Source organism: Natrarchaeobaculum sulfurireducens, from assembly GCF_003430825.1.
Classification (GTDB): Archaea; Halobacteriota; Halobacteria; order Halobacteriales; family Natrialbaceae; genus Natrarchaeobaculum; species Natrarchaeobaculum sulfurireducens.
The window spans coordinates 3,050,148-3,065,028 of record NZ_CP024047.1; the positions used below are offsets into that span (position 1 = coordinate 3,050,148).

A 14,881-nucleotide genomic window follows, 5' to 3' on the forward strand; every position below is an offset into this window, starting at 1 on the left:
CCGGGGAGCGAGTTCCGGACAGCAGCTGCGACGAAAGGTAGTGGCCTCGGCGCCTTCGGGTAGATCGTCACCGGATGCGAGGAACGGGAACATCCCGTCCGGCCCCTACACCCTCGGCACCGCAGTTCTTCGTCATCGGCCAGCCTGTACGTTAGTCACGACTCCTCAAGAACGTTGCCGTCGTGCAGGCCGTGTCGGTCTACACTGCCGACCTCGAGCGAAAGCCCGATCTCGGGTCGAGGGATCAGTGCCGAGGACAGTCGGCCGATTCAGCGGCCCTCGCCGGGAGGTGTGCCGCCGTCGTGCCAGGTCGCATCGGTCAGATCGACGTCAGAGAGCGTCGTACTCTGGAGGGATGCCCCCTCGAGATTCGCCGCCGAGAGGTCGGCTCCCGTGAGATTAGCTGCCGTAAGGTCCGCGTCCGAAAGATCCGCCCCAGAGAGATCGGCGTCCGACAGATCCGAACGCGAGAGGTCGGCTCCGGCGAGGTCCGTCCCGGAGAGGTCGATCCCCGAAAGGTCCTCCTCTGCGAGGTCGACACTCCCGACGGTCGCGCCCGTGATCGTCGCGTCCGCGAAGGTCGTCTCCTCGAGAGTCGCCCCCGAGAGGTCGGCACCCGTGAGATCCGTGTCGTCGAAGAGAGCTGCCGAGAGGTCGGCATCCGTCAGATCGGCTTCCGAGAGGTCGGCTCCCGAAAAGTCAGTCTCGGAGAGCTCGGCGCCGACGAACGTGACATTCGAGAGGTCGACGTCCGAGAAGTCGACATCGGTGAACGACACACCGGTAAAGTCGGCCCCGCGGACGTCCGCAACGGTGAGCACGCTCGGCAGGACGGCGGCGTCAGTGAGTTCAGCGCCGGTGAGATCAGCGTCCTCGAGGTCCGCGAGAAAGAGATCGGCAGCCGACAGATCGGCGTCCGAGAGAGTCGCACCGGCGAGGTCGGCTCGAGCGAGATCACAACCCGACAGGTCGGCGCCGGCGAGGTCGGCACCAGGTTCGATCGAGTGACCGTTACACTCGGTTGGTCGATCATCACCTCGCACCCCGAGACACCCCGACAGTACCCCAAAACTGGCTACAGTGGCCGCAAGCGAAGTTCGCCTCAACAGGCGTCGTCTGGTCGTCACATCGTCGGGTCCGTTTGCACACATGGTGAGTGGAGGGCTCGTCCGTCATCGAAAGACGACGCGCGTCTATCAAGTCTTTTGTGATCGAACCGCGGCCGGTCAGTTCGACGACGCTCGCCGAAACGGCGCGCTCGAGCCGCTACGTTCGGTAGAACAGTTCCGAACCGAACTCGCCACGCTCGAGGGCATGACGGGGTCCAGGGGTCGATGGTGATCGAGTCGACCGTGGCACGGTGGCCCACGTGCGCCCCCGAACTCCGACCGTCCACGGTATGTAGACGGCATCGGACATACCAGTGGATAGTCAACAAAATCCTCCCCTACTCACGTAGGTTCAGTCGTGTTCGACCGCTGGGGATCGATACCGCCCAGATAACTATCTGATGAGATAGCAGTAAATAAAACATATATGACGATATTATGCTACATGACATGAGACATATAACTTTCGAGACTGAGCGATCGGAATAGGCCGCATTCGTCTCGAGGGAGTAGATTTCAGACGATCGTATCATCCAGATCGGTTGATCGAACGAAGGTGCGAAAGACGAAAGGAACGGCCGCAAAGCCGAGCGAGTAACCAATCGTGTGCTCGAGAAGTGAGCGTTCAGGTAGACAGAGATAGTAACATATTCTGATGCTTACCGACTCATGGCAACTACGATATACGATCTGCGATGATGTTCTTCTGAATCTCGCTCGTACCCTCGTAGACCTTCGTGATGCGGGCATCTCGGTAGTTACGCTTGGCGGGGTAGTCGGTCACGTAGCCCGAGCCACCGTAGACTGGATACCCTCGTCGACGACCTCGACCGAAATTTCAGAGGCGAACAGCTTCGCCATACTCGACTACTTCGCGGCGACGTCCTCACCGAGAAGTTCTCGCTGCGAGCCTCTGTCACGGACGAGATCGACTTCGATGACGCCGACGCTCCCGAGGAGAACGTGCTCCCGGAGTCGGGGATGAAGGGGCCGCCGTCCTGTCTCACACAGGCCCGCATCGCTCGCGGGATGATCGGCAGTCGCAGCATGATGACTGACTACTCGCCGATGTGCCACACGGCGAACCTCGAGCCGGGCCACACCGACGAGGGAGCCCACGACAGCAATACGCTCGTGCTCGACGAAGATCTGACCGGGATCACAGCCTACGAGTGACGCTGGTCGTCAAAACCGGATTTCGGCCTCGGAAACGTTCGCGTGTGACAGGCCGTCACCGAAACAGTCTTCGGCGCCTCGCGGGAACGATCAGGCGATGGACGAGGGGAACGCCAGTCCCGGCCCGAAACCGAAAGTCGTCCGGCTCATCGACCAGTACGACCTCGAGGGAGTCGGCGACGAACTCGAACGCCGCTGGAGCCATCCGGACGACCGCGAGAGCCTTCGATCGCTGGCCGACTGGTTCAACGAGCAACTCCTTCGAGCGGCGCTTTCCGAAGCCAGTGTGGATGTACTCTCCGAAGACGTTTCACGGCTGTACGCGATACTCACCGGCGACACGGGCAGTCGTGGCGAACGAACACAGATCGGCCGCCGGCTCGAGCGCGAAGGCCTCGACGTGGACGCGATCACCGATACGTTCGTTTCCTACGGCGCGATCAGGTCGTATCTCGTCGGTCATCGGGGCGTCTCCCCACCGTCTGCGTCCGACGGAATCAACCGGGAGTCGACCGCACAGACCATCGAAGGACTCCGGCGGCGTACGGGGACGGTCACAGAGAACAAACTCCAGCGGCTGCGAAAGACCGACGAACTACACCTCGGGCCACACCGCGTTCTGGTCGACGTTCAGGTCCTCTGTGAGGAGTGTGGAAAGCAGTACGAGATCACCGGACTACTCGAGTCCGGAACCTGTGATTGTTTCGAGTCCGGCGAAACGTCGTAGACTGGAATCGTTCAGAACCCATAACACCAGTACCAATGTTATGGGTTGGCCACCGTCGAGCGGCCTCAGATTTCTGAAATCCGGTCGTGAACGTCGTCGATCGCCGCCGCGTCCTCCGGGAGCAACGCGACGACGAGAAAGTCCGTGTACGATTCGAAGTACTCCACGAGGGCGGCGATCCGATTCGAATCGAGTGCCTCGAGCGAGTCCAGCAGCATGAACGGGACGACGTCGTACACCTCGTGGACGAGGTAGCCCGCAAGCGCGAAGATCAGACCCGTTACCTCGCGTTCGCTCTCGCTCAGATGCTCGATCGTGTCCTCGTAGGTCCGCCCATCCTCAGTGCTCCGAACGATATGGAGATCGAACGTAGTTCGTTCGACCGTCCGGCGTCCTTCACGGACGGTCTCACCGACCCGTTCGATCCAGATGCGCTCGATGTTCTCGTACTCGAGCACCTCGAGAACCGCGTCCATGTGTTTGTTGAACGAATCAACGGCCTCGCGTTCGATACGATCGATCCGAGTCCGCAGTTCTTCGAGTTCCTCGCGGATCTCGTCTCGTCGGTCACGAAGGCGGTCCTCATCGTCGAGTGTCGACTCGATCGTCTCGATCCGGCCGATCGTCGTCTCGAGGTCGCGTTCGAGACGGCCGAGCGAGAACTCGAGTTCGTTGGCCCGTCGGTTGAGGTCGAGGAGACTCTCCTCGTCTCTCTCGTCGTCGTCACCTTCCGCCTCGAGTTCGGATGCCTCCGCTTCGAGTCGCTCGATGTCGCCTTCTAACTCCTCACGGCGGTCCGAAAGATCCTCGAGACGGCGTTCGCGTCGTTCGATCTCGTCGGTGACGTCCGCGAGGCGACGTTCGATGTGTTCGCGTTGGTCGCGCGCCTGGTCGATCTCACGACGTTCCGACCGAAGCTCTTGAATGCGCTCTTCGAGGTCGTCGCGCTCGCTGAGCTTCGTCTCCTGAAGCGACCGGAGCCGGTCGATCGTCGATTCGATCTCGGATCGGTTCACTTCGCTCCCACAGGTCCAACACTGGACGGACGCTTCGTCCTCGAGCAGCCGGTCGGTGACCTGACCATCACTCGAGTCGTCGGCATCGTCTGCCAGCAGCTCCCGAATTTCGGGATGTGCACCCTCGAGCATCTCCTCGTTGAACTGGACGATGCTCTGCAGTTGACTCACGACGCCGTCGATCGACTGCGATCGTCGCTGGAGCCGGTCGATCTCTTCGTCGATGTCGGTTCGGTCGAGCGAGCCGGGCTCGGGGAGTTCCCCGAGATCGTCCTCGAGATCGTCGCGTTCCTGTCTGAGGGCGTCGAGACTCTCACGTTCGGTCTCGAGGTCGAACCGGACGTCGTCGAGGTCGGAGCGTCGTTCTCGTAGCGTGGTCAGTTTCTCGTCGAGTTCGGCGCGCTCCTCGCGCTCGTCGTCGGGCGTCTCGGCCGCCTCGATCTCCGCGGTGATCTCCTCGAGTTCGGCTCGTTTGTCCTCGATCTTGTTCTCGAGGTCAGTCCGCTCGCGCTCGAGCGCTGGCAGTTCGCCCTTCAATGACTCTAGTCGGTCAAGTTCGTCCGCCACGTCCTCTTTCTCAGCCGTGAGCAGCGTGATTTCGGCCTCGATCTCGTCGGTGTCGATCGGCCGAAGAATAATTTCGCGCAGGTCGTCGCCCGTGGTCACCGCCCGCCTGGCCGGATTCGACTCGAGCAAGAACGCAAAGAGTTCGGCCAGTTCCGGATCCTCGAGGTAGGGCTCGCCACCCATCACGACGGTGCCGCCGTTTCGCTCCAGCGTGCGCCGGTACGTTTCCTCGCCCAGTTCGAGTTCGGCGCTGCCTGCTTCAGCGTCGGCTTTCAGCGAGGCAGATTCACCGCCGAGTCCGGCCATAAACGCTTGCAAAAGGGACGTCCGGTTGGTCGCATTTCGCCCCGCAAGAACGGTGACACCGGGCTCGAGTTCGACCGATGTCTCGTCGATACCGCCGATGTTTTGGGCCTGCAATCGCGCCTCTCGGGCGACTGGGTGCTGCGTAGCCATTGGTCGAACTACTTCCTAGTGAAGTGATAAACCTTTGGAGGGAGTGACGTCTCCTGCCACGTCGCCGACCGAACGGAAACCGAAACGACACGGGCTGGACGATAGACAGTACAGATACAGAAACAATATGTTGAATAGATAGCTTCGAGCACATTCGACAGGACGAGCATCCAAACGTTGGCCAGCCACGATAGAAGAACGAGTAAAGGACCGTAGAGCCTCTAATACTGCGGGGTGAGCTAATCTCGCAGAGTCGAGAGGCGAATCCAAATAATGGTTGTTTATTTATAATCCCGAAGTGTCTTTACATTCCAACATATTCAAGTGGAGGAGGCGCAGACGCACCCCCCGCTGACACACAGCATACGGCTGCTCGAGAGTTTAAATACGAAGAGGGGGCCAACGGGGGTATGTCGGACCGAACCGCTCCGTCTCGTCGGACCGTCTGTACGATGATTGGGACGCTCGTCGCAACGATACCGGCAGCAGCAGCTGTCAGTGCCCAGTCGTCTGGAGAGGGCTCGACCAGAGACCGAACGACCGTCGAACAGCGCGACACGGGCCGAAGAATCGGTGTCGTAGACGACGTACCGGACGGTGCAGAACGGTACGTCGCCGCAGTCGATCGAATCGTCGATGGCGAGCACGTCGTGTTACTGCTCGAGGACGATGATCGAGTGGTCGACCAGGTGGTCGTATCTGTCGACGAGTTCGACGAGATCGACGAGGGCGACCTGCTGATCGTGGTGGTCAAAGACGGCGAGCTACTGGCGTACCGGCACATCGACGAACGCCCCGATACCGTTCGCTCGAGCGACTATCAGAAATGCGGATGAGCCGACGATCCTGACCGACCGGCTAGACCGGGTCGGCTCGCACGAGGGGGTCCCCTGGACGGCGACTCCCGCCGCTGAACGGCTGTGAGGTTACCAGCGTTCGCTCAAGACAGCCATATACAAAACGTCGGTCAGTGCAGCAGTCGAATGGTGAACGAATTTATACGTGTGTCGCGTGATGACGAACGTATGCGACTCGAAGACGAGACAGTGCTTATCACGGGAGCGGCGTCCGGGATCGGACGAGAGACGGCCGAACGGTGTGCGAGCGAAGGGGCCCACGTCGTCGTGACGGACGTCGACGACGACGGCGGTGAAACGACCGTCGACGCGATCGACGCCGCAGGTGGGGATGCAGAGTATCGACGCCTCGACGTGACCGATAGCGATCGCGTCCACGAGGTTATCGACGACGTCGCTGCAACCCATGGCCTCGACGTGCTGATCAACAACGCCGGAACTGGCCACCCGAGTAGCAGTCTCGAAGAGATCGACGACGGCATCCGTGATTTCGTCGTCGACGTCAACATCAACGGCGTCTGGAACGGTTGTCACGCCGCATTACCGCACATGAAAGATCAGGGCCACGGTTCGATCGTCAACGTGGGTTCGCTGGCGAGTATCCTCGGACTACCCAAACAGGCGGTGTATTCGACGACGAAAGCAGCCGTGTTGAACCTGACCCGGACGATCGCCGCCGAAGCCGGTCCCTACGGCGTCCGAGCGAACGCCGTCTGTCCAGGGTTCACCGAGACGCAGATGCTAGAGCAGTACCTCGCGATCCAAGAGGACCCGGAGGCTGCCCGTGAGGCGATGGCCGAGCAGTATCCGCTCAAACGACTGGGAAAACCCGAGGAGATCGCCAGCGCAATCGTGTTTCTGTCGAGCGAAGAGGCCTCGTTCGTCAGCGGCCACGGACTGGTCGTCGACGGCGGTTTTTCGACCTGTTGAGACGTCACGAGGCCGCCGTAGCCGGCTACTCCTCGAGGACGACCGCGACACTCGCGAGCTGGTCGCCTGCGGTCACGGTCGCTTCCTGAGTGAGTGCATAGAGGACGCCCGCACGGTCGGCGACAGCCTCCTGCAGCGGGTCGTACTGCTGAGGATTGTACACCGTCCCGAGCGACGTGCCCTCGGAGACGACGTCGCCGACCTCGAGTGTCGGCTTCGGTCGGAAGAGCCCCGATTCAGTGGCGATACCCTGTCCGAGATGGTTTCGAGCGAGCGTCTGGGTTCGCTCGGGGGGCGAGCCAGGGAGCATCTCGAGGTGGCGACAGACGTCGAGCAGTCCCTCGACGCCAATTTCGACGGCTGACTCGACGATCTGTTTGTTGTGGGCCAGTTCGGGCGTGATCGACGGGATCCCCTCCTCGGCGGCGACGACACGGAGCTTCCCGGCGAATCCGCGTCGGTGCCACTCCTCGGACGCGTTCTCGTCGGCCCCCTCCGCGAGGAGGAGCTCGGTGCCAAAGGCTGAGGCGAGGGCTCGAGCGCGGGTGTCGGTTTCACGATAGAGGACGTGAGGGAGCATGTTCGGGCTGCCGGTATGGAGGTCGACGACGGCGTCGGCACGTTTGACGTACTCCCAGAGACGGGCGGCCATGCGCTGGTGGAGCGTTCCCTCGCCGTCGCCGGGCCAGACCCGATTCATGTTGGGGTTGACGCTGTCGATGGCTTCGGGCGTGGTATAGGAGACGCGGTCGAAGGTGAGCGGGTTCGCGACGGGAACCGCGATGACGGTCCCAGCGAGCGACTCGAGCGGCAGTCGATCGTGAAAGCGGCGTAACGCCTCGGTCCCGTTGATCTCGCGGCCGTGCTGGGCAGCCTGAACGTAGAGCGTCGGTCCGTCTGCAGCTCCACGGTACGTGTGAACCGTCGTCGACAACGTGATCCCCGAAGGGAGGACTTCGAGGGCCACCTTCTCTGTCGAATGTGTCCCGTCGCTCATGGCCAGTGATTCACCGTCCGGTCGTATGTACCTGCGGGCAACGAATGCCGACCCACCGACTGGCATACCGCCGAAGGGAACCAGTGTCAGCCCGGCGGGACGAGACCACTACCGTTTTCACTCGCCCCGCCGTCGCTGCGGGTATGGGAGACCTCACTGCAACCCTGCACACGACCGAGGGTGACATCGACGTCGAACTCTACGACGACCGCGCACCCCGAACCGTCGGCAACTTCGTCGGACTCGCGACCGGCGAGCGCGAGTGGACCGACCCTGAGACGGGCGAACGCATCACCGACGAACCGCTGTACGACGACGTGCTTTTCCACCGTGTCATCGACGACTTCATGATCCAGGGCGGGGACCCGACCGGCACCGGCCGCGGCGGCCCCGGCTATCAGTTCGACGATGAGTTCCACGACGAACTCCGCCACGACGGCGCAGGAGTCCTGAGCATGGCCAACTCCGGGCCAAACACCAACGGCTCGCAGTTTTTCATTACGCTCGACGCCACGCCTCACCTCGACGACCGCCACTCGGTCTTCGGGAAGGTCACCGACGGCATGGACGTCGTCCGTGAAATCGGGAGCACCGACACTGACGCCAACGACCGCCCGAAACAGGACATCCTGCTCGAGTCGGTCACCGTCCACGACGAGTAAGTACCGGACGGATCCGCATCGGTTCGATCGACACCGTTATTCTGCCGTCGTGCGCACAGACCGGTATTATTCCATCCAGACGAACCCTCCTGGTCGCGACCGCCTCGAGTCTCGGCGTCGGCCTCGCCGGCTGTCTCGGAAGCGGGAACGATGACCAGCGATCCGACGCGGACGACGACCAGCCAGCCTCCGAAGACGACCAACCCAGCGGGACAGAGACGACGGACGACCCGGAGCACCGACACGCGACGTTGCATACGAGCGAAGGCGACATCGACATCGAACTCGAGGCCGAACGAGCACCCCGGACCGTCGAGAACTTCGTCGGACTTGCCACGGGCGATCGAACCTGGACTGACCCCGAAACCGGCGACGAACGCGAGGGCGAGCCGCTGTACGACGACGTTCCCTTCCATCGCGTCATCGACGACTTCATGATCCAGACCGGCGACCCGCTCGGCACCGGTCACGGCGGCCCCGGCTACCAGTTCGACGACGAGTTCCATCCCGACCTGCGACACGACGACGCGGGAATACTCTCGATGGCGAACTCGGGGGCGGATACGAACGGCTCACAGTTTTTCATCACGCTCGAGGCCACGCCCCACCTCGACGACCGCCACTCGGTCTTCGGACGGGTCACCGACGGCATGGACGTCGTCCACGAGATCGGGGGCGTCGAGACGGACGACGCCGATCGGCCCACCGAAGACATCCTGCTCGAATCGGTTTCCGTCCACGACGCCTGAGACCGCCTGCCACGGCATCCGTCGTCTCGACCGCCCGACACACGGTCGGCTTGGTCGGAGCGGTGGCGATCCAGATCGGCTCGAGTCACGATCACGCGCGAGCGTTGGCTACAGGTTTAGGACGTTCGCCGTTGTGCCGTAGATATGGGCTTTACCGCCGCCGACGTCCCGAACCAGCGCGGTCAGACGATCATCGTGACAGGTGCTAACAGCGGCATTGGCCTCGAGACGACCCGCGAACTCGCACGCAACGGCGCAAGCGTGGTCATGGCTTGCCGAGACCGTGGCCGTGGCGAACGGGCAGCTCGAGACATCCGTGCGGACGTGCCCGCAGCCGACCTTCGCGTCGAAACGTGTGATCTGAGTAGCCTCGAGTCGATCCGCGAGTTCTCCGGCCACCTCACCGAACCGATCGACGTCCTCGTCAACAACGCCGGGACGATGGCGATTCCGCGCCGGGAGACCGACGACGGGTTCGAGACACAATTCGGCGTGAATCATCTCGGGCACTTCGCGCTTACGGGACTCCTGCTCGAGTCCCTCCTCGAGCGCGCCGACGACGAACCTCCCGCTCGGATCGTCACGGTTTCGAGCGGGATGCACGAACGCGGCGAGATCGAGTTCGACGACCTCCAGGGCAAGCGATCGTACGATCGGTGGGGTGCCTACGCCCAGTCGAAACTCGCGAACGTCCTGTTCGCCTACGAACTCGAGCGTCGACTTCGAACCGCCGACGTGAACGCCATGAGTCTCGCAGTTCATCCGGGCTATGCCGATACCCAGTTACAGTTCCGCGGGATCGGTGATCGTGGACGCTGGTTCCAGACGATCGTCCGCCGAGTGGCGAACACGGTGTTCGCTCAGTCGGCGGCTCGAGGCGCATTACCGACGCTGTACGCGGCCACCGCGGCGGACGTCGAGGGCGGTGCCTACTACGGCCCAAGCGGCTTCGGGAGTATGCGTGGGACGCCGGAGCGACAGGCGTCGTCGGACGCGTCGTACGACAGAGAAAGCGCCAAGCGGTTGTGGGCGGTCTCGGGGGAGTTTACGGGCGTTCGCTATGGCCTTCCCGAGCCAAAGCCCGCGACGGACGCGACGTGAGGGCGACGACGAACCGACGCGAACATCGAAACGCACATTCCTACCGAGAGCAAACCATCGCTTGCATTCCGTGCGAGGGTAGCCAAGCCAGGCCAACGGCGGTGGGCTTAAGACCCGCTCCTGTAGAGGTCCCTGGGTTCGAATCCCAGCCCTCGCATACCAACTCGAGCGCCAGTGAGAGCTGTGTATACGAACGCAGGATTCGAATCAGGGAGGCCGCATGCTCGCGAACGCAGTGAGCGAGACCGTCCGACCGTGGTCTCGAGGGTGAGCGTAGCGAACGATCGAGAGTTGGGAGAGCTTTGCTCTCCCTCTGGTTCGAATCCCAGCCCTCGCATACCAACTCGAGCGCCAGTGAGAGTCGTGTCTGCGAACGGCGTGAGCGACCAATCGACGCCTCGAGCGCCGGTATCGTGGCGAGTCCCGATGTGTACGCGAGACGGTTATGCGCCTCGAGCGCCTGTGTCCAGTCGTGAGCCTCGATCTGCAGATCCGTCGTGCGGTCGCCGACGATGCGACCGACATCGCCCGCTGTTACCGGCGGGCGTACGCGACGGCCACCGAGCGTGGCTACCGAACCCGGCTAACCGACGTCGACGCCGAGACCGTCGCAGACTGGCTCGAAGCCGATGGAGCAACGCTCGTGGCCGTCGAAGCCGGTGTAGGCCCGGAAGCCGAATCGGTCGTCGGGACGATTCGCTTACTCGAGGACGCGACGCCGACGGTCGAACGACTCGCCGTCGTCCCCGAGCGGCGACAGGAAGGGATCGCCGCGCAGTTACTCGAGCGGGCGGAACGACTCGCCAGCGACCGCGGCGAGCACCGCCTGCGACTCGCGACGTTCGACGAACACCCGTTCTTGCTCGAGTGGTACGCTCGACGGGGCTATCGAACGGTCGACTGCCCGGACAAACCCGCAGTGGCATACGGCATCGTACTGCTCGAGAAGTGCCTGGGACCGGCCCAGGCGTAATCAGTCGCCGGTTCGGAACGACAGATCAAGCGATGGTGCGGAGTGGGTGAGCGACCCCATCGAGATGACGTCGACGCCCGTTGTGGCGTACTCCGGGACGTCCTCGAGCGTGATTCCCCCGCTGGCTTCTGAGAGAACGCTTTCGTACTCGGCGAGTGCGGAGACCGCGTCCCGAGTTTCAGCGGGCGTCATGTTGTCGAGCAAGACGATGTCGGCACCGGCGGCGGCCGCCTTCGGGGCGTCGGCGACGGTCTCGACTTCGACTTCGACCTTCGTCGCGAACGAGGTTCGCTCCTGAAAGTGCGAAATCGCTTCCTCGAGACCCAGTTCCGTGATGTGGTTGTCCTTTACCATCACCATATGGGAGAGGTCGAGCCGATGGGTGTCTCCGCCGCCCGCGACGACGGCCCGCTTCTCTACGCCGCGGAGTCCCGGCGTCGTCTTACGGGTTGCGGCGATCCGAACGTCGTCGGCGACCGTGCTGGCGGCGTCGACCGCCGCTCGAGTCCGGGTCGCCACACCCGAGGCGTGACCGACGAGGTTTACTGCGACGCGTTCGCCCCGAAGCACCTCGCGGGCCGGTCCCTCGACGCGGAGGACTTCCTCGCCCGACTCGAGCGTCGTCCCCGGCTCGAGCGTTTCGAGGACGTCAACGCCGAGGTATTCGAAGACGGCGGTGGCGGCCTCGAGGCCGGCGGCGACGCCCGGTTCTTTCGCGACGAGACGGCCGGTCGTTTTGCCGGGGACCTGGTTGGTGACGTCGTGGTGGCCGATGTCCTCGCGCAGCCAGCGTTCGACCTGTGTGGTTTCGATCATCGTCAGTCGTCCGCTGGCCGTTCGGCCACCGATTCGGGCTCGCTTTTGATGTAGTGACAACCAATCGAGTCGGGATTCTCACTCGCCGCTCGAGCGATCAGCAACGCGGTGACGCTCGCATTTCGGAGTTCGTAGAGGTCTCGAGCCGTCCGCGTACGAATGTAGGCGTCGACTTCCCCCTTGAGTCGCCGGAGGACGGCGCTCGCGCGGGCGATGTCGTCGGGGTCACGCTCGAGGCCCAGATAGTCGTCCATCGTCCGCTGGAGCCGGGTGAACTTCTCGGCGGCAAACCGCGGCGGGAGGGCTGGGTCGCTGTTCCGGAGGGCAGGGGCCTCGGCGAGTTCGAGGTCGGCCCCGCGCGTCGCCGCGTCTTTACCGGCGCGCAAGCCCCAGACGAGCCCCTCGAGGAGGCTGGTGCTCGCCAATCGGTTGGCCCCGTGGACGCCCGTGCGGGCACACTCGCCGACGGCGTAGAGGCGATCGAGGGTGCTTCGTCCCCTCGAATCGACGTCGATCCCGCCACAGAGGAAGTGTTGGCAGGGGGCGACGGGAATCTCGTCGCCGTCGCTCCCGCGCTCGCGGACGGTCTCGGCGATCGTCGGGAAGTCGGCCTCGAAGTCGCCCTCGAGGGTGGAGACGTCGAGGACGACCTCGCCGGTAGCCTCGCGCTCGGTCCCGACGGCGCGGGCGACGACGTCCCGTGGTGCGAGTTCGCCGTTGGGGTGGTAGTCGTCCATGAACCGGTCGCCGTCGCCGTTTTTGAGGAGGGCCCCCTCGCCGCGCAGCGCTTCGGAGAGCAGGAAGGAGTCCTGTTCTGCAGCGCCGCCGCCTCGCGCTTCGCCCCCGGCGTACGCCGTCGGATGGAACTGGACGTACTCCATATCGGCGACGTCGGCACCCGCCAGTGCGGCCATCGCGATGCCGTCACCGGTCGCACCGTCGGGATTAGTCGACCGGGTATAACACGCGCCGATGCCGCCGGTGGCGAGGATCGTCGTCGCCGCGTAGATCGGCCGGCCCCCCGGTTCCTCGTCGCTGAGGACCCCGTGGACCCGACCCTCGTGGGTGAGCAACTCGAGTGCGGCCGTGTCCTGGTGGACGTCGATTCGGTCGTGGTCGCCGACGAAGGTGAGAAACGGCCGCAGGATGTGGGTGCCCGTCGCGGCGTCGACGTGGAGGATGCGCCGGTCGGAGTGGGCCGCCTCGCGCGTGTAGTCGAGTTCCCCGTCGTCGGTTTCGTCGAACGCGATTCCGAGGGTATCGACGAGAACGTCGAATACGGCGTCGTCGGCGTCCTCGAGAAGGACGTCGATGGCGTCCGGATCTGCCGTCCCGTCGCTGGCCTCGAGGATGTCAGTTTTGAGGCTCTCGGGGTTTCCGCGGGTGGTGGAGATGCCGCCCTGGGCCCAGTCAGTGCTGGAATCAGCAGGGCGCGTGGCTTTCGTGAGCAACCGAACCTCGGCATCCTCGCGGGCGGCGGCTAACGCGGCTGCACAGCCTGCAATGCCGCTGCCGACGACGAGGACGTCCGCCGTGTCGTACGCCGATGGGGCTGGTGTCTCCGTCATCTTAGATCTCGAGCATGCGGTCGAGTGCGACCTTCGCGAGTGTTTTCTCCTGTGGTGCGACCTCGATTACGTTGCGTTCTCGTCCCTCGACGAGTTCCTCGAGCACCCAGGTGAGGTAGTTCGGATCGATCTGGCGCATGGCGTTGCAGTCCATACAGGCGTCGCCACACAGCGGGAGGACCTCGACCTCGGGGTGCCAGCGCTGGAGGTGCTCGGTGAGGTGGATCTCGGTGCCGATCGCCCACGTCTCGCCGGGATCGGCCTCGGCGACGGTCTCACAGATGGTTGCGGTGGAGCCGACGACGTCGGCGGCCTCGACGACCTCGCGGCGACACTCGGGGTGGACGACGACCTGGGCTTCGGGGTGGTCGGTTCGAGTCGTCTCGATGTGCTCGACGCGGAACCGCTCGTGGACCTGGCAGTAGCCATCCCAGAGGATGACGTCGGCGTCGGCGACTGACTCGCCGTCTTTGCCCTCGGGATCCCAGGGGTCCCAGGTGGCGAGTTCGTCTTCCAGCCCCAGCTCGTAGGCGGTGTTCTCCCCGAGGTGCTTGTCGGGCAGAAACAACACCGTATCACCGCGCTCGAAGGCCCACTCGAACGCGTCGGCCGCGTTCGAGGAGGTACAAACGAGACCGCCCTGGCTCGCACAGAACGCTTTCAGGTCGGCATACGAGTTCATGTACGTGATCGGGATGATCTCGGCGTCGGGGGCGGCATCAGTGAGTTCGGCCCACGCGGCGTCGACCTGGAGCGCTTCGGCCATCCCGGCCATCGGACACGACGCTTCCATCGACGGGAGGATCACCGTCTGGTCGTCGTCGGTGATGATGTCCGCGCTCTCGGCCATGAACGTCACCCCGCCGAAGACCACGTACTCGGCGTCCGCCTCGGCGGCCTGTTGCGATAGTTGATATGAGTCCCCGACGAAATCGGCGTGCTCGACGATCTCCCGGCGCTGGTAGTTGTGGCCCAAGATGACGACGTCGTCACCCAGTTCGGCAAGTGCCGCCTCGATGCGTTCGGTCCGTTCGGCCTCCTCGAGTCCCCGGTAGGACCTCGGGAGCTGCTCGAGGGTGTCGTATTTGAACAGACTCAGATCGGTTTCCAACTCCGCGGTTTCCATTTTGACCATATCACGGAACCTGTGGTTACCATCACGTCACGGACCGCTATC

General features: G+C 63.5%; 13 protein-coding genes, 1 tRNA gene and 2 pseudogenes. 9 read left to right on the forward strand and 7 right to left on the reverse strand.

Annotated features, from left to right (window positions below):
• Positions 1-269: 269 nt before the first annotated feature.
• Both AArc1_RS16120 and AArc1_RS16130 read right to left on the reverse strand, forming a co-directional pair.
• Positions 270-1,043, reverse strand: a complete 774-nt coding sequence (locus tag AArc1_RS16120) for a pentapeptide repeat-containing protein (RefSeq protein ID WP_228442349.1) — start codon at positions 1,041-1,043, stop codon at positions 270-272.
• A gap of 742 nt (positions 1,044-1,785) precedes the next feature.
• Positions 1,786-1,994 (reverse strand): annotated as a pseudogene (locus AArc1_RS16130) (acyl-CoA dehydrogenase family protein); the annotation flags it as partial.
• On the opposite strand from AArc1_RS16130, the pseudogene AArc1_RS19160 reads away from it, so the two are divergent.
• A pseudogene (locus tag AArc1_RS19160) lies at positions 1,995-2,285 on the forward strand (hypothetical protein); the annotation flags it as partial. It lies immediately after the preceding pseudogene.
• 97 nt (positions 2,286-2,382) lie between these two features.
• Positions 2,383-3,012: a rod-determining factor RdfA gene (gene rdfA, locus AArc1_RS16135; protein ID WP_117365335.1), complete on the forward strand. Its 630-nt coding sequence runs from the start codon at positions 2,383-2,385 to the stop codon at positions 3,010-3,012.
• A 65-nt stretch (positions 3,013-3,077) separates the two neighbouring features.
• On the opposite strand, the gene AArc1_RS16140 is transcribed toward rdfA, so the two are convergent.
• Entirely contained in the window at positions 3,078-5,051 is a 1,974-nt protein-coding gene (locus AArc1_RS16140; protein ID WP_117365336.1) for an archaea-specific SMC-related protein, read from the reverse strand.
• Between the two features lie 410 nt (positions 5,052-5,461).
• On the opposite strand from AArc1_RS16140, the gene AArc1_RS16145 reads away from it, so the two are divergent.
• The gene (locus AArc1_RS16145) at positions 5,462-5,887 is read left to right on the forward strand and encodes a hypothetical protein (protein ID WP_117365337.1); all 426 of its coding nucleotides are present in this window, start codon (positions 5,462-5,464) and stop codon (positions 5,885-5,887) included.
• Positions 5,888-6,076: 189 nt separating this feature from the next.
• Positions 6,077-6,838 carry an SDR family NAD(P)-dependent oxidoreductase gene (locus AArc1_RS16150; protein WP_117365338.1) on the forward strand — a complete coding sequence of 254 codons (762 nt, stop codon included), beginning with the start codon at positions 6,077-6,079 and terminating at the stop codon, positions 6,836-6,838.
• A 25-nt stretch (positions 6,839-6,863) separates the two neighbouring features.
• On the opposite strand, the gene AArc1_RS16155 is transcribed toward AArc1_RS16150, so the two are convergent.
• Positions 6,864-7,835, reverse strand: coding sequence for a succinylglutamate desuccinylase/aspartoacylase family protein (locus tag AArc1_RS16155; RefSeq protein ID WP_117365339.1), 972 nt, complete (start codon positions 7,833-7,835; stop codon positions 6,864-6,866).
• Between the two features lie 143 nt (positions 7,836-7,978).
• Here AArc1_RS16155 and AArc1_RS16160 point away from each other — a divergent pair, with 143 nt between their 5' ends.
• The 5 genes from AArc1_RS16160 (at position 7,979) to AArc1_RS16180 (ending at position 11,320) form a co-directional block, all read left to right on the forward strand.
• Positions 7,979-8,497 (forward strand): peptidylprolyl isomerase, encoded by a 519-nt coding sequence (locus tag AArc1_RS16160; RefSeq protein ID WP_117365340.1) that lies wholly within the window; start codon positions 7,979-7,981, stop codon positions 8,495-8,497.
• Between the two features lie 251 nt (positions 8,498-8,748).
• Positions 8,749-9,246, forward strand: coding sequence for a peptidylprolyl isomerase (locus AArc1_RS16165; RefSeq protein ID WP_117365341.1), 498 nt, complete (start codon positions 8,749-8,751; stop codon positions 9,244-9,246).
• Positions 9,247-9,390: 144 nt separating this feature from the next.
• On the forward strand, positions 9,391-10,347 hold the full coding sequence (locus AArc1_RS16170; RefSeq protein ID WP_117365342.1) for an oxidoreductase: 957 nt from the start codon (positions 9,391-9,393) through the stop codon (positions 10,345-10,347).
• A 72-nt stretch (positions 10,348-10,419) separates the two neighbouring features.
• Positions 10,420-10,504: transfer RNA gene (locus AArc1_RS16175), tRNA-Leu, on the forward strand.
• Positions 10,505-10,819: 315 nt separating this feature from the next.
• Complete coding sequence (locus AArc1_RS16180) at positions 10,820-11,320, forward strand: GNAT family N-acetyltransferase (protein ID WP_161958302.1); 501 nt, start codon at positions 10,820-10,822, stop codon at positions 11,318-11,320.
• On the opposite strand, the gene nadC is transcribed toward AArc1_RS16180, so the two are convergent.
• From nadC to nadA, 3 genes are read right to left on the reverse strand one after another with little or no spacing between them, the layout of a single operon-like run.
• Entirely contained in the window at positions 11,321-12,136 is an 816-nt protein-coding gene (nadC, locus tag AArc1_RS16185; protein ID WP_117365344.1) for a carboxylating nicotinate-nucleotide diphosphorylase, read from the reverse strand.
• A 2-nt stretch (positions 12,137-12,138) separates the two neighbouring features.
• Positions 12,139-13,704 carry an L-aspartate oxidase gene (locus AArc1_RS16190; RefSeq protein ID WP_117365345.1) on the reverse strand — a complete coding sequence of 522 codons (1,566 nt, stop codon included), beginning with the start codon at positions 13,702-13,704 and terminating at the stop codon, positions 12,139-12,141.
• 1 nt (position 13,705) lies between these two features.
• The gene (nadA, locus tag AArc1_RS16195; RefSeq protein ID WP_117365346.1) at positions 13,706-14,839 is read right to left on the reverse strand and encodes a quinolinate synthase NadA; all 1,134 of its coding nucleotides are present in this window, start codon (positions 14,837-14,839) and stop codon (positions 13,706-13,708) included.
• Positions 14,840-14,881: the final 42 nt, after the last annotated feature.